The organism is Enterobacter sp. E12 (genome assembly GCF_014596715.2).
GTDB lineage: Bacteria > Pseudomonadota > Gammaproteobacteria > Enterobacterales > Enterobacteriaceae > Enterobacter > Enterobacter bugandensis.
Map to the genome: position 1 here is coordinate 1,230,200 of NZ_CP115601.1, position 17,948 is coordinate 1,248,147.

Genomic DNA, 17,948 nt, shown 5'->3' on the forward strand with positions numbered 1-17,948 from the left:
CACCAGGGACCGTTGTTATGTTTGAAGCTGCACGCGTAGGTGATGATATCGGCCACTCCGGTGCGCTGGCCGGGATGATTGCCGGAACGATTGTCGGTGGCCTGATTGCCGCCGCCGGGGGCATTCTGGCGGGGGCCATGTTTATTGCCGGACTCGGCGCATCCTGCCTTGGCGTGGGCGTCCTGCTCGTCGGCGCCAGCCTGGCCGTGGGGTACTACACCGGGGAGCTGGCGACCGCCGCCCGGGACAGCATCGCGGACGCCGGGGCATCCAGCATGACGAAGAAAGGCGTCATCACCTCCGGCTCGCCCAATGTGTTTATCAACGGTAAACCCGCCGCCATGGCCACGGACAGCGCGGTAAAGTGCTCTGACGACGGCTCGCAGCAGATGGCCGAAGGCTCCTCGCGTGTTTCCATTAACGGCCTGCCTGCGGCCCGCATCGGGGATCGCACCACCTGCGACGCCAAGGTGATGACCGGTTCGGACAACGTCATTATCGGCGGCGATCCGCAGCAAACCCTGCCCATTCAGTCTGAAGTCCCCGAGTGGCTGTATAAAGTCTCCGATCTTACCCTGCTGTTCGCCGGGCTGATTGGCGGGTGGGGCGGTGCCGCCGGCAAAGTCGGGGCGCTCTCTAAGCTGCTGGGGAAAATTCCCGGGATCAACAAGCTGGCCCGTATCGCCTGCCGCGCCGGCACGCTGATGACCGGCGTGGCCGCCGCGGGGATCATCGCCCGCCCGGTGGATATCGTCAGCGGACAGAAGTTTCTCAGCGGGGATGATGAGCTGGACTTCATCCTGCCTTCCCGTCTTCCTGTGCGCTGGCAGCGCTACTGGCGCAGCGGCAACCCCGGCGACAGCGTGCTGGGCCGCGGATGGAGCCTGTTCTGGGAAAGCCGCCTGGAGCCTTATCAGGACGGCCTGGTGTGGCGCGCGCCGTCCGGCGATTACGTCGCCTTCCCGAAGGTCCCGAAAGGGATGCGCACCTACTGTGAAAGCGAAAAGAACTGGCTTGAACACCACCAGGACGACAGCTGGTCGGTGTATGACGTCAGCGGCGAGCGCTGGCACTATGCGCCGCTGCGGGATGATGCTCCGTCGCTGCTTCAGCGCATCTCTGAACCCTGCGGCAACGCTATCCTCTTCGAGTGGAATGCGGATAATACCCTGCATGCCCTGACCGACAGCGCGGGCCAGCGCGTGGTCTGCCGCTACGACCGCGACAGGCTCGTCGGCGCCTGGCTGGATGACGAGATCTGCCTGGTCAGTTACGCTTATGATGAACAGCGCCAGCTGGTCAGTGTGACCGGCCGGGGCGGTAGCGTGCGCCGACGCTTCCGCTGGCAGGACGGGCTGATGAGTGCCCATGAGGATGCCAACGGCCTGCTGAGCGAATACCGCTGGCGGGAGATTGACGGCCTGCCGCGCGTGGTCGGCTTCCGCCACAGCGGCGGCGAACAGCTGACGTTCGAATACGATTTTGATAACGGCACCCGCCGTGCGACCCGCGAAGACGGCGCGCAGGCGCACTGGCTGGTGGATGACGATGACAACGTCGCGCGCTTCACGGATTACGACGGTCGCCAGACGACCTTTGTCTACCGCGACGGCGAGCTCTGCGACGTCATCCTGCCCGGCGGGGCGATGCGCCGCAGCACGTGGGACAAATACGGCCGCATGACCAGCGAGACGGACCCGGCGGGCCGTCGCACGGAGTATCACTGGTATCGTCTGACCGACCGCATCACCCGCACGGTGTACCCGGACGGCACCTCATCGCAGGCCAGGTACGACCTTCGCGGTCGCCTGCTCTCGGAGACGGATCCGGCCGGTAGCGCCACCGCGTATCGCTATCCCGATGATGAAGAAAACCTGCCGGAGAGCATCACCGACGCCACGGGCGGCGTGGTGCGCCTGGTCTGGAACCACCAGGGGCTGCTGACGCAGCGCACCGACTGCTCCGGCAGCGTGACCCGCTTCACCTACGACCGCTTCGGGCAGCTGATTACCAGCGAGGATGCGGAAGGGAACATCACGCGCCGGGAGTGGAACAACGCCGGGCTGCTGAGCGCCGTGATCCACCCGGACGGCAGCCGCGAGTCGCTGGTGTGGAACGAACGCGGCCAGCTCACGGGCTGGCGCGACCCGCTGGAAAGCGAGGTGAGCTGGACCTATAACGCGCTCGGCCTCCCGGTCAGCCTTACTGACCGTATTGGCCGCGTGCGCCAGTGGCGCTACGACCCGCGCGGTAACCTTCTGCGACTCGATAACGGCAACGGGGCGGAATACCGCTTCACCTACGACGCCGTGGGCCGCCCGCTCAGCGAAACGCGCCCGGACGAGACCGTGCGCCATATGGAATGGGACGCGCGAGGGTTCCTCTGCGCGCTCGAAGAAAACGGCAGGCCTGCCGCCGACGGCGGTATCGCCCGTCGCGTCCAGCAGTTCAGCTATGACGACAGCGGGCTGCTGATCGGGCGCACTCAGCGCCACGCGGAGTACCGCTACTTCCGCGACCTGAGCGGCCAGATCATCCGCATCCGCCGCACGCCAACCGCTGAAGGCGTTGCCCTGGGTATCGAAAGCGATGAGATCGCTTACCGCCACGACGCCGCCGGGCGCGTGCTGAGCGAGTCCGGTATTAACGGTGAGGTAAGCTATGAATGGGATGCCCTGAGCAACCTGACCGGCCTGACGCTGCCCGGCGAGCAAAAGCTGGCCTGGCTGCACTACGGCTCCGGCCACGTCAGCGCCATCCGCTTCGGGCAGCAGCTGGTGACCGAGTTCACCCGCGACCGCCTGCACCGGGAAGTGCGCCGCACCCAGGGCGCGCGCGAGCAGCTCCGCCAGTATGACAGCCTCGGCAGACGCACCCTTCAGCGCAGCGAGCTGAGCACGGACGTGATCCTGCCGGAGCAGGCGATACTTGAACGCCTGTATCGCTACACCGCGCGCGGTGAGCTTTCCGGCGTCAGCGACACCCTGCGCGGTGAAGTTGACTACGGCTACGACGCCGAGGGGCGCCTGCTGAAGCACTACGAGGCCCGACAGGGGCACAGCCGCGCGCAGTTCAGCTACGACGCCGCGGATAACCTCGCCGCCAGTGACGATGCGGTAGCGGTCACGGATAACCGCCTGCACCACTGGCAGGCGCTGTTTATGAAATACGACCACTGGGGCAACCTGGTCAGCCGCCGCAACGGGCTGTATGAACAGCATTATGCCTATGACGCCGAGAACCGTCTGGTGTCCGCCCGGGGAACCGGACCGGAAGGGAGGTTTGAGGCGCGCTATCACTACGACGCGCTGGGCCGCCGCACGCGCAAAATCGTTACCACGACGCACGGCACCACCGACACCCGCTTCCTGTGGCAGGGCTACCGCCTGTTGCAGGAGCAGCAGGAGACCGGGTTGTGCAGCACCTATGTATATGACCCGAATGAAGCCTGGAGCCCGCTGGCGCGGGTGGATCATCTTCGTGATCAGAGCAGCGGTGAGATTTACTGGTTCAACACCGATCTGAACGGTGCGCCGCTTGAAGTGACCGACGAGCGCGGCGCGGTGCGCTGGAGCGGCCAGTACGGCAGCTTTGGCGAGGTGCGCCATCAGAGCGAAGGGTTCTCACGGGTTGTGAATCGCACGGCGATGGCACACCAGCCGCTTCGCTATGCCGGGCAGTACGCTGACGGTGAAACGGGGCTGCATTATAACCTGTTACGCTACTACGACCCGCAGGTCGGGCGGTTTATTGTGCAGGATCCGATTGGGCTGAATGGTGGGTGGAACCTTTATCAGTATGCGCCGAATCCGCTATCTTGGATCGATCCTTGGGGCTTAAGCGGGGAAGATGTATTTATCCATTATACGGATAAGGCTGGCTTAGATCGCATCATGAATACCGGAGTTATTGAACCTAACTCAAAAGGTAAGGTTTATGTTACTGATATATTAATGTCACCTCAGGATGCAATGAGAGATATTTTCATTAACGATCCATTACATGCAGGACGTGGCGACTATTCAATTATATTCAAAGCTGATAATTCCCAAATGGGTAACATTATCCAGAGTTCCGAATTAGAATACATTCATTCAGGCCGGTTGAAATTAGGTGAGGTACTTCATGCAGGTAAAAATCCTTATGATATTGTATCCCATTTACCTTATGAGCAACGACTGAAGATGAATCAGGAACAAATAAAGTCTAGAGGAGGTAGATGTGGCTGATAACCGAGAAAAAAAATTGACTTTAAGTCAAAGTGAAGTAGTCGCCTTAAAAAAAGCGATAATGTATTTAAAATTTTCATGTGAGGAAACCGAGTCTGTAATGTATGCAGGTAGTCCTCTGATTAACTCTATTTTTTCTAAACTAATAGAGATTGATGATTTAGGGCAGCAATCTATTGATTTTTATAATAAAGGTCATGCTGAGAACGAAAGGTTTGTTTTGGCTAAATTAGATAAATTAGAACTTGAAAATGGTCGAGAATTTCAAAGTGAAGTGAAGGAAGCTTCTTTTAGGGAATGTCTTTTCCCGTTCTCAAGAAAGTAACTTATGTATTGTAAATGGTCGGTTGGGAAATAATCCTTACCGGCTCTTTTTTTATCCCCTGATGGTTAATGTTTCATTAGAGAAAAAATTACTGTACTTCGTTGTGTCTTTCTCGCATTGAGGTTCTATAGGTCAATTTGAAAATATCACGGGGTTAAGTACGAGTCTTTTGAAACTAAGAAAACAGCCAACTCATTGAGTTGCAAATAAAATAGGGGGCGCAATGTCACTTGAACTGGATTTTTATGAAGACGATGAAGGTATTTCAGTAGATTTAGTATTATCGGTATTTGGTCCTTCTCTCGTCCAGTGCATAAACCTTGAATCTGATTCGGTCGATGAAAAAATGAAAAAAGACATCGATTTTCTTATTAAGAAACAGAAAGATTTTTTCGAGAAAATCGCAACTGAAACCCAAGCATATAGCAAGCGTATTTATGGTGCGGATGCAAAAGACTTGATTTTGCTGAAAGTTTATCTATCCCCAGATGAGGACAATGAATTTGGGTTCATGTTCTCGACCAACTTAGATGAGGAACATGGGATTGGCATCAAATTTAAAGGGCTTGAAGTGAAGAAAATTGGTAGTGGCGAAACAGCATTTTTATAAAATTTAATTATGTCTATCCGATCGGTTAGACCCATTCCTGTGGCAGGATTACCGCCTGCTGCAGGATGCTGGCCTATGTCGTACTTACATTTACGACCTGAATGAAACCTGGATCCCGCTGGCGCAGGGGAACATCTTGGTGACCAGAACAGCTGTAACATTTACTGGTTCAACACCGACCTGAACTGTGCGCCGCGGTAGGTGACCGACAAGCACGTTGCATTACCGTAAGGTTATAGCCGCTATATATTTATCCTCGTTACTACTCTGATAATGTAGGCGAGCCATTTCGAGCAGATGGCGCAAATGTTGAGCCAACGTTTAACGTCAAATAGGATGGCTGCGTCACTTTTTTCTTAATACCTAGTAGAATTCCATCCAAATCAATTCCCCATAAATGCACCCACCGGCACGCCAAAACGCTTCGCCAGCGCGCGCATATGATCCAGCGTTAGCGTGCGCTTTCCGTTAAGGACCCGACTTACCAGAGACTTCTTGCCTTGACCTGCTCCGCGTTGATTCACACAGAACGCTGTTAGTAGTGTCCGCAGATCGCTCAGAGCGGACCTCCAACCCAGTTACCCTGTCCGCTCCGTGCCAGGAGCGGACAGGGCCAATACCACTGGATATTAATCAATGGGGGCAGGCCTGCATTACAAACCAAGAATCTGGGATAGCGCTGTTGCAGCCGCAGACAATGCCGCAAATGAATTGTACTTAGATTGAAGCCGCGCAGTGGCGAAGAAATCATGGAGGTTTACATTAAGTTCGGGCTCTTCATATGTGACCATGACAATTTTTTTGCCTAGCTCTACTTTTGCTGTGGCAGATTTAATCCATAAAATTGCAGATAAGACTCCAAAAGTTAATGACACCACATGATGATCCTTAATCCAGCTCATCACAAAAAGTATATCTTCCACTCATCACCTCCCTGATAAAGAACAATAGCATTACTGACAAACAAGAAATCTCTTGTCGCGAGTACCTCGTCGATTTAAACCACTACACTAGTGATTGGCTATTCGAACAGGATACAGCGGCAAGACTGCGAACTTCCGCTTATCGCTCATAAAAGCCTGATGAATTATGGCGCATTTTATGCCAGAGTTGCATATCACTCATCTCAGGATAAGCTCGTTGACGGAGAATACTTATGAATCTGCGCAAAGATGGATATCCACAAGGGCCGTTGGTACGGGCTGTATGGGAGTGTTGTGATGAACTTTATGATAAACTAGGCCGAGCCCCCTCCCGACAGGAATTTAATGACGAAATTGGTAAACGCGAACCACATCGTATAGGTATTAGTACACATTCTCGCCAATGGGGAGAGTGGATGCGTCATCATAATTTCTCAACATATGTTGCTAGTGAGCCAGGTATCATCCCTGAAGAAATGCATTATCCACAATACCTACGTGTATGGTATGCCGTTACACAACTCGGTTCCGCCTCTGCTGCAAATATTGTTAAGTGGATCCGTAACAGCAACGCCACCCTGAAAGAAAGCGAGATTCGCATACAACTGGATGCATTAACTGTTAATAGCAATTCACGGTATCGATATCTTGGTAGCCGTAAAAGCGCTCGTACTGACCAGGGCAACCCATACGACGTGTTGTTTCGTACAGGAAACCTACGAAATACACGGTATGAACTGTATGTTCAAGAACTGCACGGTATATGGGATATTGGCGACGATGGGAGAACGCCAGTTCAAATTGCTATCCCAAGGCCATATGATCGGTTAGTACTTGAAGCAAGGGATGAATTATTCACGGAATCCCCGGAGGATGGAGGTGACATCCGTCTAAAAGCTCTACGTGAAGTTATTGTTCGGGAAGGGCAACCCGTATTTAGACGAAAACTCATCGAAGCTTATGACGGCAGATGTGCGGTAACAGGTTGTTCTATCCAGGTGTTACTAGAGGCTGCTCATATAATACCTTATGCCGGTTCCTGGCATACCCGCGCCCAGCATGGTTTACTATTGAAAACAGATATTCATACTTTATTTGATCGTGGTTTGCTCTGGATTGATGTCGAACTGAAAATAAGGATATCTGAACAGCTAGCTGGGACAGAATATGCAGAGTTAGATGGTAGAAACCTAAGGTTACCAAAAAATAAGAAAGATTGGCCGTTAATCACTCATTTGCTAAATCATCGGCAATATTGGAGTGATAAACATGATGACGGTTCATGCACTTAATTCACCTACCTCCCTTCCTCGCTCCTAGCGGAATTGATAAAATTAAATCACGTCCACTCTTGGTTAAGAGTGGACTATAAACATGTTAATCGCTAAATTAATTCTAAGCTTTATTGAGAGTATTGATTAACTATGCATGATAAGATTTAGCGAGTTAACTTCATCCAAATTATATTTTTTAGTAAACCTTTTCCATCTTTCGACAAGTGCACCGTGGTTAACTTTATACGTTACATGCAGCTTTTTACCATGATATCTTACGTACTCTTTGTCTTTGATCTGTGGAGAGAAGTAAATTATCAATGAATCCGGTTCGATTGCAAATAGGTCTAGATCGTAAAGGGTATGCATATCACAACGCAATAAAACTCCATTGCTTATATGATTATGTGTATCGTTTTTGTATGCAGTGATATGTGCCGCTTCGAGGATATCAATGATTTCACAGCCACTAACTGCACATTTAGCTTCTTGAGATAACAAAGTGTCACGGAAAGTTTTTTGCCCACGCCTTTGCTTAATTTGCCGTAAAACCGCCTTACGCTGATCATCTGCATCGAGAGGAGTATGATCAATGTCAGCTTCAGAAGGCTTCAGCTGATGGTGGCTAATAAATAGGCTACTTGCCCATTCAAAATCAATTTCTTGAATTGAACTTTGAACGTTGTAACGCGGGGTATGAGATATTAGATCCATCATGGAGATAGAGTTAATGGGTATATAGTTTTGCTTATACTCAGCTTTAAATTTGAGTGCCGGCACGTTTTCTACTTTGGGCTGCTCAAATTCATGATTATTGCTACATCGCCACTTTGGGTTTCTTGATTTTCGAAGGGTCAATTTTGCTGGTGTGCAATTCTCATATGGGCATCGGTTACGAGCTTTTAAATATGGGGAAGATGATAAATTATCTATAACTGATATACCCAGAACGTTATTCCTATCAGTTATTATGACAATATCTCCTTTTTTGACTTGCTTATGGTTTGGTACAAAATTGTCATATTGGTAAAAACTAGTTGAGTCATCGTGATAACCATTATTCCCAAAGTAACGGAGATCATCATTACCTACTGCTTTAAAAGACCATGCTTTCTGATTCATCCGTTTGATTCCATCATAAAAAATTACAATTGATCATAAAGCAATAATGGGATGTTGAGAACAAAGTGTACAATTTATGATCTTCTGTAGCACTTCGACTATAGATGATAGCTTCTAATGTCTGCTCCTCGCTCCTAATGAACATTCAACAAACACCGTTGCATTTTGCATAAGGCCGAAATCCCGCTTTTTATCCAGCAGAACCCCGGCCCCAATCACCCGCCTCAGTGCGCCGTTATATACGGCTCCTTCACATACTCCGCTAACAGCCAAACCATATCATGCAGTAGCCCGACGAGTTCTTTCGCCACGCTCGCAGGCAGTGTCCCGTCCATCACCGCCAGCGTTAACGCCACGGCATAGTCCACTTGCAGCGTCGTCTCCTGCCAGCAGTCCGGCACGCAGGAGGTAATCTTTTCCCCTGCGATCAATTGTTCAACCAGATACGAAGGCAGTTCGGCATCGCAGCACTCACGCAGCCGCTTCAGCACAGCCAGCAATCGCTTGCAGAGCGTGGCAAACGTCACCGCGTCGTCAGTTTCCACCAGCACGCTAACATACGCGGTGCAGGCATCGGCCAGCTCGAAGAGATCCGCAGAATCGGGAAGTTGCAGGTGGAGAAGGTGATAAACAGCGCTTTCTTCAGTAAGCGCGTAAGTAAATCCAGGGATAGTAGCCATAAGGCATCCTCTTTATGCAAAAAATATTAACCGCCCGATGAGTTCCTACGCTCAGAGGGGGTAGCGCTGACGGAGGTAGGAATACCGTGCATAAAGAAAAACGGCCAGCCTTTCGACTGCTCCGTCAGCGCCACCGTGATTCTAACGGGATATGCGCTGTCGCGACAAAAAATATCGCTTTATGCTAACGGGTTCCTACGCCCGGTTACGGATGTGCCGCAACGCAGGCACTTTACGTCCGCGAAGAAGGGATGAAAAGAGATAACCCTGGATTACATAAGGTTGCTTGCAGGTTTGCGAGGCGGCTTCCAGAACGGCATTGCCGGGTGGCGGCTACGCCTTACCCGGCCTACAAAAACCACCAACCAAACTGGCCGCTACCCCTCGCTCATCATTGCCAGAAACCGCTTCACCGTCCGCGAACGTTCAAAGCGCCGCCAGCAGAGCGCGATATCGGTATAGAGCGCCGGTGAACTCAGCGCGTGGTAGGTCACATTCGGCGGAGAAATGGCCGCCATCGATTTCGGCACCAGCGCGAAGCCACCGCCCGCGGAAACCATGCTCAGGGAGGATGAAAGCTGCGACGACTGTAGCGCGCGCTGCACGTCAATCCCGGCCCGCTCGCAGCAGCCGTAAACGCGATCAAACAGGCCCGGCGCGACCTCCTGCGGGAACAGCACCACCGGCGTATCCCGCAGTTGTTCTAACGCCAGCGAATCGCACGCCGCCAGCGGATGATCGCGATGCAGCGCCACCACCATCGGCTCCCGGTCAAGGATTTTTAACTCAAACACCTTGCTGCTCTCGCACGGCAGGCGCACGAAGGCAATATCCAGTTCACCCTCCGCCAGCATCGTCGTCAGCGACGACATATTGGCTTCCACCTGGTGAACCTGCACCGCCATGTTCTGCACCTGAAACTGGCGGATCAGCGCGAAAATTTTGGGATGAAAAGCATCGGAGCTGGTGATGCCAATCGACAGATTGCCGTTCAGCCCGCGCGCAATACCGCGGGCTTTCTCCAGCGCGGCGTCGCTCAGCGCCAGGATCTTGCAGGCATCCTCATAGAACGCTTCTCCCGCCTCGGTCAGCTCCACGCCCCGCGTCAGGCGTCTGAACAGCGGCGTGCCCACTTCCTCCTCAAGCCGTTTGATCTGCTGGCTCAGAGGAGGCTGTGAAATACCCAGCGCGTTGGCCGCCCTGGTGAAGTGTCGCTCGCGTGCTACCGCGACAAAATAGCGCAGATAACGAAGTTCCATATCAAAAACGTCTCAAACCAGCATGGTTTCTATATTGGAACTCTCTGCTGAATCGGGTCAACATTTATTTAACCTTTATAAATAAAGTTGAAGAGGACGAGCATGATGATGCATTCATCTGCATGCGACTGTGAGGCGAGTTTATGCGAGACCCTGCGCGGGTTCTCGGCTCAACATCCTGACAGCGTGATCTATCAGACATCGCTAATGAGCGCCCTGCTAAGCGGCGTCTACGAAGGGGAGACCACCATCGCCGACCTGCTGGCACACGGCGATTTTGGCCTCGGCACCTTTAACGAGCTGGACGGCGAAATGATTGCCTTCAGCAGCCAGGTGTACCAGCTGCGCGCCGACGGCAGCGCCCGCGCCGCGAAGCCGGAGCAAAAGACGCCGTTCGCGGTGATGACCTGGTTCCAGCCGCAGTACCGCAAAACCTTCGACGAGCCGGTCAGCCGTCAGCAGATCCACGACGTGATCGACCAGCAAATCCCCTCCGACAACCTGTTCTGCGCGCTGCGCATCGACGGCAATTTCCGCCACGCGCACACCCGCACCGTACCGCGCCAGACGCCGCCGTACCGGGCGATGACCGACGTGCTGGACGACCAGCCGGTGTTCCGCTTTAACCAGCGCGAGGGCGTGCTGGTCGGGTTCCGCACCCCGCAGCACATGCAGGGTATCAACGTGGCGGGCTATCACGAGCATTTCATCACCGACGACCGACAGGGCGGCGGCCATCTGCTCGATTACCAACTGGAGAGCGGCGTGCTCACCTTCGGTGAAATTCACAAGCTGATGATCGACCTGCCCGCCGACAGCGCATTTTTACAGGCCAACCTTCATCCCAGCAACCTTGATGCGGCTATCCGCGCCGTCGAAAACTAACAGGAGAACTACCGTGAACAGTGAGAAACAGTCACGTCAGTGGGCGCACGGCGCAGATATGGTTGTCGGCCAGCTGGAAGCGCAGGGCGTTAAGCAGGTGTTCGGGATCCCGGGCGCAAAAATCGACAAGGTCTTTGACTCCCTGCTGGACTCCTCCATTGAGATCATTCCCGTACGCCACGAGGCCAACGCGGCGTTTATGGCGGCGGCAGTGGGGCGTCTGACCGGCAAAGCCGGGGTGGCGCTGGTCACCTCCGGACCGGGCTGTTCAAACCTGATCACCGGTATTGCCACCGCCAACAGCGAAGGCGACCCGGTGGTAGCGCTGGGTGGGGCGGTGAAGCGGGCAGACAAAGCGAAGCTGGTGCATCAGAGCATGGACACCGTCGCGATGTTCAGCCCGGTGACGAAATACGCCGTGGAAGTGAACTCCCCGGACGCGATTGCCGAGGTGGTGTCCAACGCGTTTCGCGCCGCCGAGCACGGCAGGCCGGGGGGCGCGTTCGTCAGCCTGCCGCAGGATATTGTCGACCAGCCCGCGACGGGCGCCATTTTGCCTGCCAGCGGTCCCGCGCTGATGGGGCCGGCACCGGAATCCGCCATTAAAGACGTGGCGAAGCTTATCGAAAAGGCCAAAAACCCGGTCATCCTGCTGGGGCTGATGGCGAGCCAGCCGGCCAACAGCGACGCGCTGCGCAAGCTGCTGGAGAAAAGCCGCATTCCGGTCACCAGCACCTATCAGGCCGCCGGGGCGGTGAACCAGGAACACTTCACCCGCTTCGCCGGGCGCGTCGGCCTGTTCAATAACCAGGCGGGTGACCGGCTGCTCCATCTGGCGGATCTGATTATCTGCATCGGCTACAGCCCGGTGGAATACGAGCCGTCCATGTGGAACAGCGGCGACGCCACGCTGGTGCACATTGATGTGCTGCCCGCCTATGAAGAGCGTAACTACGTGCCGGATCTGGAGCTGGTGGGGGACATCGCCGAAACGCTGAACCTGCTCGCTAACCGTATCGACCACAAGCTTGAGCTAAGCCAGCGGGCCTCCGAAATTCTGGTCGATCGCCAGCATCAGCGGGACCTTCTCGACCGCCGCGGCGCATCGCTTAACCAGTTTGCCCTGCATCCGCTGCGCATCGTGCGCGCCATGCAGGACATCGTGAATAACGACGTGACGCTTACCGTCGATATGGGCAGCTTCCACATCTGGATCGCCCGCTACCTCTACAGCTTCCGCGCGCGTCAGGTGATGATCTCCAACGGTCAGCAGACCATGGGCGTGGCGCTGCCGTGGGCGATTGGCGCGTGGCTGGTCAACCCGGGCCGCAAAGTGGTGTCGGTCTCCGGGGACGGGGGCTTTTTGCAGTCGAGCATGGAGCTGGAAACCGCCGTGCGCCTCAACGCCAACGTGCTGCATATCATCTGGGTGGATAACGCCTACAACATGGTTGCCATTCAGGAAGAGAAAAAATACCAGCGTCTTTCCGGCGTCGAGTTCGGCCCGGTCGATTTCAAAGCCTATGCCGACGCGTTCGGCGCTAAGGGCTTCGCCGTCGAGAGCGCCGACGCGCTCGAACCGACGCTGCGTGCCGCAATGGATGTCGATGGCCCGGCCGTGGTGGCCATTCCCGTCGACTACAGCGATAACCCGCTGCTGATGGGCCAGCTCCATCTCAGCCAGATTTTGTGAATCAATATAAGGACAGAGAAATGCAAAAAGTGGCTCTCGTAACCGGCTCAGGCCAGGGGATTGGCAAAGCGATCGCGCTTCGTCTGGTGAAGGATGGTTTTGCCGTCGCTATCGCCGATTACAACGAAGAGACGGCGAAAGCGGTTGCCGATGAAATCATCCGCAGCGGCGGGAAGGCCGTCGCCGTCAAGGTGGACGTCTCTGACCGCGAGCAGGTGTTTGCGGCTGTGGAGAAAGCCCGCACCGAACTGGGCGGCTTCAACGTTATCGTCAATAACGCCGGGGTGGCGCCGTCCACGCCGATCGAATCCATCACGCCGGAGATTGTCGACAAGGTCTACAACATCAATGTGAAAGGGGTGATCTGGGGGATCCAGGCCGCGATTGACGCGTTCCGCAAAGAGGGGCACGGCGGCAAGATCATCAACGCCTGCTCCCAGGCGGGCCACACCGGCAACCCGGAGCTGGCGGTCTACAGTTCCAGCAAGTTCGCGGTTCGCGGCTTAACCCAGACCGCCGCGCGGGATCTTGCGCCGCTGGGGATCACCGTTAACGCCTACTGCCCGGGCATCGTCAAAACGCCGATGTGGGCGGAGATCGACCGTCAGGTCTCCGAGGCGGCGGGTAAACCGCTCGGCTACGGCACCGAGACCTTTGCCAAACGCATTACGCTTGGCCGCCTGTCCGAACCGGAAGATGTTGCCGCCTGCGTTTCATATCTTGCGGGGCCAGACTCTGACTATATGACCGGACAGTCTCTCCTCATCGATGGTGGGATGGTGTTCAACTAAATTCTAATAAGCTCTGACATGAGTTTTCCCCTGCCCCCGTGCAGGGGCTTTTTTTTGTCTCCTCCGCCATTGTGCATTACACTGCGCGCTGCAAAACTTTAGTCATTACGATCTGACAGGCGGTAACAGCGATGAACGGTACAATCACAACGTGGTTTAAAGATAAAGGCTTTGGATTTATCAAAGATGAAAACGGCGACAACCGCTATTTTCATGTGATTAAGGTCGCCAACCCCGATCTGATTAAGAAAGATGCCGCGGTGACCTTCGAGCCAACCACCAACAGCAAAGGCCTTTCCGCGTACGCGGTGAAGGTGATCCCCGAAAGCAAACATCTCTATATCGCAGGCGAGCGCGTAAAGCTCACCTCGATCAAATCCTTCGTTGTGTTCAGCGAAGACGAGCCCGTTGAGACCAAAATCGATAAAGAGAACGCGGTGCTGTCGGTAGGGCTGCTGATGAACAGCATCAAGCCGAAATCCGAGAAAAAGCCGGGCGAAATGCGCACGGTGAAGAAGCTGGCGATCACCACCTTCCAGAACACGACGCTGATCTTCACCGAAGATGAAATCGACATCGATGCCACGGTGAAGCTGCTGAAGTAATTGTTTGCCGGGTGGCGGCGATGCCTTACCCGGCCTACGAAAAACACTCAACGCGATACGAAACGTAGGCCCGGTAAGCGCAGCGCCACCGGGAACCGCCGCGCGCACTTAACCCATCCTGTGCTCGCCCCGCAACATCGCCTCCCGGTCAAACACCCGCTGGATCTCCCCGTGCGCCATAAACGCTGCCCGGTCGGACATATGGGCAATCACGTCCGCATCATGGCTCACCAGCAGATAGGTCATGCCGTGCTCGGCTTTCAGGCGGTTCAAAAGATTGAGAATTTCCGCCTGCACCGACATATCCAGCGCCGAAGTCGGCTCGTCCAGCAGCAGAAGCTGAGGCCGCAGCAGCAGCGCGCGGGCAATGGCCACACGCTGGCGCTGGCCGCCGGAAAGCTGGTGCGGATAACGTTTACCCGCGTCGGCTGAAAGCCCTACCTGCTGTAGCGCATCCGCCACCTTTTCGGCAACCTGGGTTTCGCCGCGAATGTTTAACGGCTCCGACAGGGTGCGCGCAATGGTGTGGTTTGGGTGCAGCGACGCCCACGGATCCTGAAACACCATCTGCACGTTGCGGCGAAGCTCGCCTTCAAAACGCCGTCCTGGCCGTAGCGCGTCTCCCAGGATCGAAATGCGGCCGTTCCACTCGCGCTGCAGCCCCGCCAGCACGCGCAGAATAGTCGATTTCCCGCAGCCGGATTCACCGATCAGGCTGAAGGTTTCGCCTTTTTCGATGGCAAAGCTGGCGGCGGACACCGCCGTTTTCTCCCCGAAGCTCACCTGGAGATCCTTAACTTCAACGAGCGTCATTATCGGTCTCCTTCTAAGGCTGCGAGCGGTCAAGCGTCGGCAGCAACTGGCCATAGGTACTGGCATTCGGACGGCAGGTCCACAGGGTTCGCGTGTACGGATGCGTCGCCTGCGGGAGCCGGTTCGCCGCCATCTCATCGACCTTTTCGCCCTGATACATCACCAGCACGCGGTCGCAGTGTTCCGCGACGAGCGGCAAATCGTGGCTGATTAACAGCATCGCCATCTGGCGTTCTTCGCTCTGCTGCACCAGCAGCTCAAGGATCTGGTTACGCAGGCGGGCGTCCAGCGCGGAGGTCGGTTCGTCGGCAATCAGCACCTGCGGGTTGTTGATCAGCGCAATGGCGATCATCACCCGCTGGCCCATGCCTCCGGAGAGTTCGCCGGGATAGCGTGACAGCACGTTCTCGCCCAGCCCGACGGCGCGGATGATGTCGTGAATGCGCGCCAGGCGTTCAGCGCGGGGCAGGCGCTGATGCAGGGTCAGCGCCTCATCAAGCTGAGCGGCGACGTTTTTCGCCGGATTCAGCGCGTAGCGCGGGTCCTGCAGGACCATCGCAATTCCGTTGCCGCGCAGCGCCTGCCAGCGTCGGCTGTTCAGGGTCAGCAGGTCGTTGCCGAGCACGTTAAGCCGGTTCGCGCTTACGATGCCGGGCTTGCGCACCAGCCCCATAAGCGCGCGGGCGGACATCGACTTGCCCGAGCCGGATTCCCCCACCAGCGCCAGCCGCTCGTTGCCAAGCGAGAAGCTCAGGTTGTTGACCACGCGCGCGGCGGGGTAGTCGATATTCAGCGCATCGACGATAACGCGTTGTTCAGTCATGCTGTGGCTCCAGTACGTCGCGCAGGCCGTCGCCCAGCAGGTTAAAGGCCAGGCTGGCAAACAGAATCGCTCCGCCCGGAATGGCGGCAATCCACCACTGGTCGAAAATGACCTGCATACCGTCGGCGATCATTGCGCCCCATTCGGCCATCGGCGGACGCGCGCCAAGACCGAGGAAGCCCAGCCCGGCGGCCGCCAGAATAATCCCCGCCAGATCCAGCGCCAGCCGCACAATCGCGGACGGCAGGCACAGGGGCAGAATATGGCCGACCAGCAGGCGCAGCCCGCGAATGCCCATCATCTCGGCGGCGGCGAGATAGTCGCTGTGGCGCAGACGCTGAATTTCACTCCGCGCCTGACGCGCGTAGGCAGGCCAGGTGGTTAAGGCCAGCGCCAGCGCGCCGTTGACCAGCCCGGGGCCGAGCATCGCCACAAACGCGAAGGCGAGGATCAGGCGCGGCATCGACATCACCACGTCGGTAAAACGCATCAGGATGCGCTCCATCCAGCCGCCGTAGTAGCCGGACAAAATCCCCACCAGCAGCCCGGCGGGCAGGGTGATAACGGTGACTAACGCCACCAGCCCGAGCGCCGGACGCGTGCCGTAAATCAGGCGCGAAAGCAGGTCGCGCCCGTAGCTGTCGGTACCCAGCCAGTGCTGGATATTGGGTGCCTGTAAGCGCGCGGCGGCGTCCTGCCAGTTCGGGTCAAGCGGCGCAAGCCACGGCGCGAACAGGGCGATAACGACCAGCAGCGCGATGGCAACCAGCCCGCAAAATGCGGCAGGAGAGCGGCGCAGTCGGTGTAAGAAAAGATAAAACGGCATCAGCGCACCCTGGGATCGGTCGCCCGCACAAGCAGGTCGGTAAGGTTATTGATCAGTACAAAGCTCACGCCAATCAGCAGCGTGCCGCCCATGATGGCGGTAGTGTCTCCGGCGAACAGGGCGGTGGTGAGGTAGCGCCCGATCCCCGGCCAGGAGAAGACGGTTTCGGTCAGTACCGCGCCTTCCAGCATGCTGGTGTAGGCGAGGGCAATCACCGTCAGCAGGGTGCCGCGAATGTTCGGCAGCACGTGGCGCAGCAGAATGGCCATCTCCCCGGCACCCTTGGCGCGGGCAAGCAGGATGTACTCCTTGTTCATTTCGCTGAGGCAGGCGGAGCGGGTCAGGCGGGTTATGCTCGCCAGCGAGTAATAGGCCAGCAGCACCACCGGCAGCACCAGGTGGCTGATGGCGTTGCGGAATGCCTCGCGATCGCCGGAAAGCCAGGTATCTATCAGCGCAAAGCCGGTGCGCGGCTCGACGGTGAACTGCCAGATGTCATCCAGCCTGCCGGGGCCCGCGCTCCACTGCAGCTTCGCGTAGAACAGGGCCAGCATCAGCAGGCCAAGCCAGAAAATCGGCACCGAGTTGCCGAGCAGGGTAAGCGTTCTGATCGCTAAATCGAGCGGCGAACCGGCGTAGCGGGCGCACAGCACCCCGGCCGTCATGCCGAGCACGGACCCGATGATTAACGCCAGGGTCGCCAGCTCCAGCGTGGCGGGGAAGGCGTGCAGCAGATCCTGCAGCACCGGCTGTCCCGTGGCGCTGGCGGTGCCTAAATCACCGTGGGCGAGGCTCAGCAGATAGTGCCAGAACTGCACGGGCAGCGGTCGATCCAGCCCGAGCTGGTGGCGAACCTGATCGTAGGTGGACTGGCTGGCGTGATCGCCGACGATCTGCAGCACGCGATCGACCGGTGAAAACGCCGAGAGCGCAAACGTGACGAGAAGCAGCCCGAAAAGCGTCAGCAGCAGGGTCAGCAGACCCTGAAGCACGCGGGTGGAAAGATGTGGCATGGAAAATCTCTTCATGCCGGGTGGCGGCTTCGCCTTACCCGGCCTACAAAAACCGAGAACACAGGCCGGGTAAGCGC

At 56.3% G+C, this 17,948-nt stretch carries 17 protein-coding genes; 8 read left to right on the forward strand and 9 right to left on the reverse strand.

Going from position 1 to position 17,948, the window contains the following annotated elements; genetic code table 11:
* Window positions 1-17 precede the first annotated feature (17 nt).
* The 3 genes from IB212_RS05830 (at window position 18) to IB212_RS05840 (ending at window position 5,164) form a co-directional block, all read left to right on the forward strand.
* Window positions 18-4,229, forward strand: coding sequence for an RHS repeat-associated core domain-containing protein (locus tag IB212_RS05830; RefSeq protein WP_041910991.1), 4,212 nt, complete (start codon window positions 18-20; stop codon window positions 4,227-4,229).
* Window positions 4,222-4,554, forward strand: coding sequence for a hypothetical protein (locus tag IB212_RS05835; RefSeq protein WP_041910990.1), 333 nt, complete (start codon window positions 4,222-4,224; stop codon window positions 4,552-4,554). Before IB212_RS05830 ends, IB212_RS05835 begins: the two co-directional genes overlap by 8 nt.
* Before the next feature lie 223 nt (window positions 4,555-4,777).
* Window positions 4,778-5,164 carry a hypothetical protein gene (locus tag IB212_RS05840; RefSeq protein ID WP_041910989.1) on the forward strand — a complete coding sequence of 129 codons (387 nt, stop codon included), beginning with the start codon at window positions 4,778-4,780 and terminating at the stop codon, window positions 5,162-5,164.
* Window positions 5,165-5,817: 653 nt separating this feature from the next.
* Here IB212_RS05840 and IB212_RS05845 read toward each other — a convergent pair.
* Entirely contained in the window at window positions 5,818-6,087 is a 270-nt protein-coding gene (locus IB212_RS05845; RefSeq protein ID WP_041910988.1) for a hypothetical protein, read from the reverse strand.
* Between the two features lie 233 nt (window positions 6,088-6,320).
* Between IB212_RS05845 and IB212_RS05850 the strand changes: the two genes are divergently transcribed.
* The gene (locus IB212_RS05850) at window positions 6,321-7,379 is read left to right on the forward strand and encodes an HNH endonuclease (protein ID WP_071993734.1); all 1,059 of its coding nucleotides are present in this window, start codon (window positions 6,321-6,323) and stop codon (window positions 7,377-7,379) included.
* Between the two features lie 126 nt (window positions 7,380-7,505).
* On the opposite strand, the gene IB212_RS05855 is transcribed toward IB212_RS05850, so the two are convergent.
* The 4 genes from IB212_RS05855 to IB212_RS05870 all read right to left on the reverse strand — a co-directional run bounded on the left by IB212_RS05855 (window position 7,506) and on the right by IB212_RS05870 (window position 10,422).
* The gene (locus IB212_RS05855; RefSeq protein WP_041910987.1) at window positions 7,506-8,483 is read right to left on the reverse strand and encodes an HNH endonuclease; all 978 of its coding nucleotides are present in this window, start codon (window positions 8,481-8,483) and stop codon (window positions 7,506-7,508) included.
* Window positions 8,484-8,707: 224 nt separating this feature from the next.
* Window positions 8,708-9,163, reverse strand: a complete 456-nt coding sequence (locus tag IB212_RS05860; RefSeq protein ID WP_041910986.1) for a hypothetical protein — start codon at window positions 9,161-9,163, stop codon at window positions 8,708-8,710.
* 26 nt (window positions 9,164-9,189) lie between these two features.
* Window positions 9,190-9,255, reverse strand: coding sequence for a hypothetical protein (locus IB212_RS05865; RefSeq protein WP_230122858.1), 66 nt, complete (start codon window positions 9,253-9,255; stop codon window positions 9,190-9,192).
* A gap of 285 nt (window positions 9,256-9,540) precedes the next feature.
* On the reverse strand, window positions 9,541-10,422 hold the full coding sequence (locus IB212_RS05870) for a LysR family transcriptional regulator (RefSeq protein ID WP_041910985.1): 882 nt from the start codon (window positions 10,420-10,422) through the stop codon (window positions 9,541-9,543).
* Between the two features lie 105 nt (window positions 10,423-10,527).
* Between IB212_RS05870 and budA the strand changes: the two genes are divergently transcribed.
* From budA to IB212_RS05890, 4 genes are all read left to right on the forward strand, one after another.
* The gene (budA, locus tag IB212_RS05875; protein ID WP_107534869.1) at window positions 10,528-11,307 is read left to right on the forward strand and encodes an acetolactate decarboxylase; all 780 of its coding nucleotides are present in this window, start codon (window positions 10,528-10,530) and stop codon (window positions 11,305-11,307) included.
* A gap of 58 nt (window positions 11,308-11,365) precedes the next feature.
* Window positions 11,366-13,000, forward strand: a complete 1,635-nt coding sequence (gene alsS / locus IB212_RS05880) for an acetolactate synthase AlsS (RefSeq protein WP_409033785.1) — start codon at window positions 11,366-11,368, stop codon at window positions 12,998-13,000.
* Between the two features lie 20 nt (window positions 13,001-13,020).
* A complete protein-coding gene (locus tag IB212_RS05885) occupies window positions 13,021-13,791 on the forward strand; it encodes a (S)-acetoin forming diacetyl reductase (protein ID WP_041910982.1) in 771 nt (256 codons plus the stop codon).
* Between the two features lie 131 nt (window positions 13,792-13,922).
* Window positions 13,923-14,396 carry a cold-shock protein gene (locus IB212_RS05890; RefSeq protein WP_041910981.1) on the forward strand — a complete coding sequence of 158 codons (474 nt, stop codon included), beginning with the start codon at window positions 13,923-13,925 and terminating at the stop codon, window positions 14,394-14,396.
* 108 nt (window positions 14,397-14,504) lie between these two features.
* On the opposite strand, the gene IB212_RS05895 is transcribed toward IB212_RS05890, so the two are convergent.
* From IB212_RS05895 to IB212_RS05910, 4 genes are read right to left on the reverse strand one after another with little or no spacing between them, the layout of a single operon-like run.
* Window positions 14,505-15,209: an ABC transporter ATP-binding protein gene (locus tag IB212_RS05895; protein WP_041910980.1), complete on the reverse strand. Its 705-nt coding sequence runs from the start codon at window positions 15,207-15,209 to the stop codon at window positions 14,505-14,507.
* Between the two features lie 13 nt (window positions 15,210-15,222).
* A complete protein-coding gene (locus tag IB212_RS05900; protein ID WP_041910979.1) occupies window positions 15,223-16,032 on the reverse strand; it encodes an ABC transporter ATP-binding protein in 810 nt (269 codons plus the stop codon).
* Window positions 16,025-16,858: an ABC transporter permease gene (locus IB212_RS05905; RefSeq protein ID WP_041910978.1), complete on the reverse strand. Its 834-nt coding sequence runs from the start codon at window positions 16,856-16,858 to the stop codon at window positions 16,025-16,027. The genes IB212_RS05900 and IB212_RS05905 overlap by 8 nt, the downstream gene beginning before the upstream one ends.
* Window positions 16,858-17,871, reverse strand: coding sequence for an ABC transporter permease (locus IB212_RS05910; RefSeq protein WP_041910977.1), 1,014 nt, complete (start codon window positions 17,869-17,871; stop codon window positions 16,858-16,860). Before IB212_RS05910 ends, IB212_RS05905 begins: the two co-directional genes overlap by 1 nt.
* Window positions 17,872-17,948 lie beyond the last annotated feature (77 nt).

Bases quoted from the DNA above. Each gene is read 5' to 3' on its own strand.
- IB212_RS05850 (WP_071993734.1), top strand. From the start codon at position 6,321: ATGAATCTGCGCAAAGATGGATATCCACAAGGGCCGTTGGTACGGGCT.
- budA (WP_107534869.1), top strand. From the start codon at position 10,528: ATGATGCATTCATCTGCATGCGACTGTGAGGCGAGTTTATGCGAGACC.
- IB212_RS05890 (WP_041910981.1), top strand. From the start codon at position 13,923: ATGAACGGTACAATCACAACGTGGTTTAAAGATAAAGGCTTTGGATTT.
- IB212_RS05905 (WP_041910978.1), bottom strand. From the start codon at position 16,858: ATGCCGTTTTATCTTTTCTTACACCGACTGCGCCGCTCTCCTGCCGCA.
- IB212_RS05870 (WP_041910985.1), bottom strand. From the start codon at position 10,422: ATGGAACTTCGTTATCTGCGCTATTTTGTCGCGGTAGCACGCGAGCGA.
- IB212_RS05895 (WP_041910980.1), bottom strand. From the start codon at position 15,209: ATGACGCTCGTTGAAGTTAAGGATCTCCAGGTGAGCTTCGGGGAGAAA.
- IB212_RS05900 (WP_041910979.1), bottom strand. From the start codon at position 16,032: ATGACTGAACAACGCGTTATCGTCGATGCGCTGAATATCGACTACCCC.
- alsS (WP_409033785.1), top strand. From the start codon at position 11,366: ATGGTTGTCGGCCAGCTGGAAGCGCAGGGCGTTAAGCAGGTGTTCGGG.
- IB212_RS05885 (WP_041910982.1), top strand. From the start codon at position 13,021: ATGCAAAAAGTGGCTCTCGTAACCGGCTCAGGCCAGGGGATTGGCAAA.
- IB212_RS05840 (WP_041910989.1), top strand. From the start codon at position 4,778: ATGTCACTTGAACTGGATTTTTATGAAGACGATGAAGGTATTTCAGTA.
- IB212_RS05860 (WP_041910986.1), bottom strand. From the start codon at position 9,163: ATGGCTACTATCCCTGGATTTACTTACGCGCTTACTGAAGAAAGCGCT.
- IB212_RS05830 (WP_041910991.1), top strand. From the start codon at position 18: ATGTTTGAAGCTGCACGCGTAGGTGATGATATCGGCCACTCCGGTGCG.
- IB212_RS05910 (WP_041910977.1), bottom strand. From the start codon at position 17,871: ATGCCACATCTTTCCACCCGCGTGCTTCAGGGTCTGCTGACCCTGCTG.
- IB212_RS05855 (WP_041910987.1), bottom strand. From the start codon at position 8,483: ATGAATCAGAAAGCATGGTCTTTTAAAGCAGTAGGTAATGATGATCTC.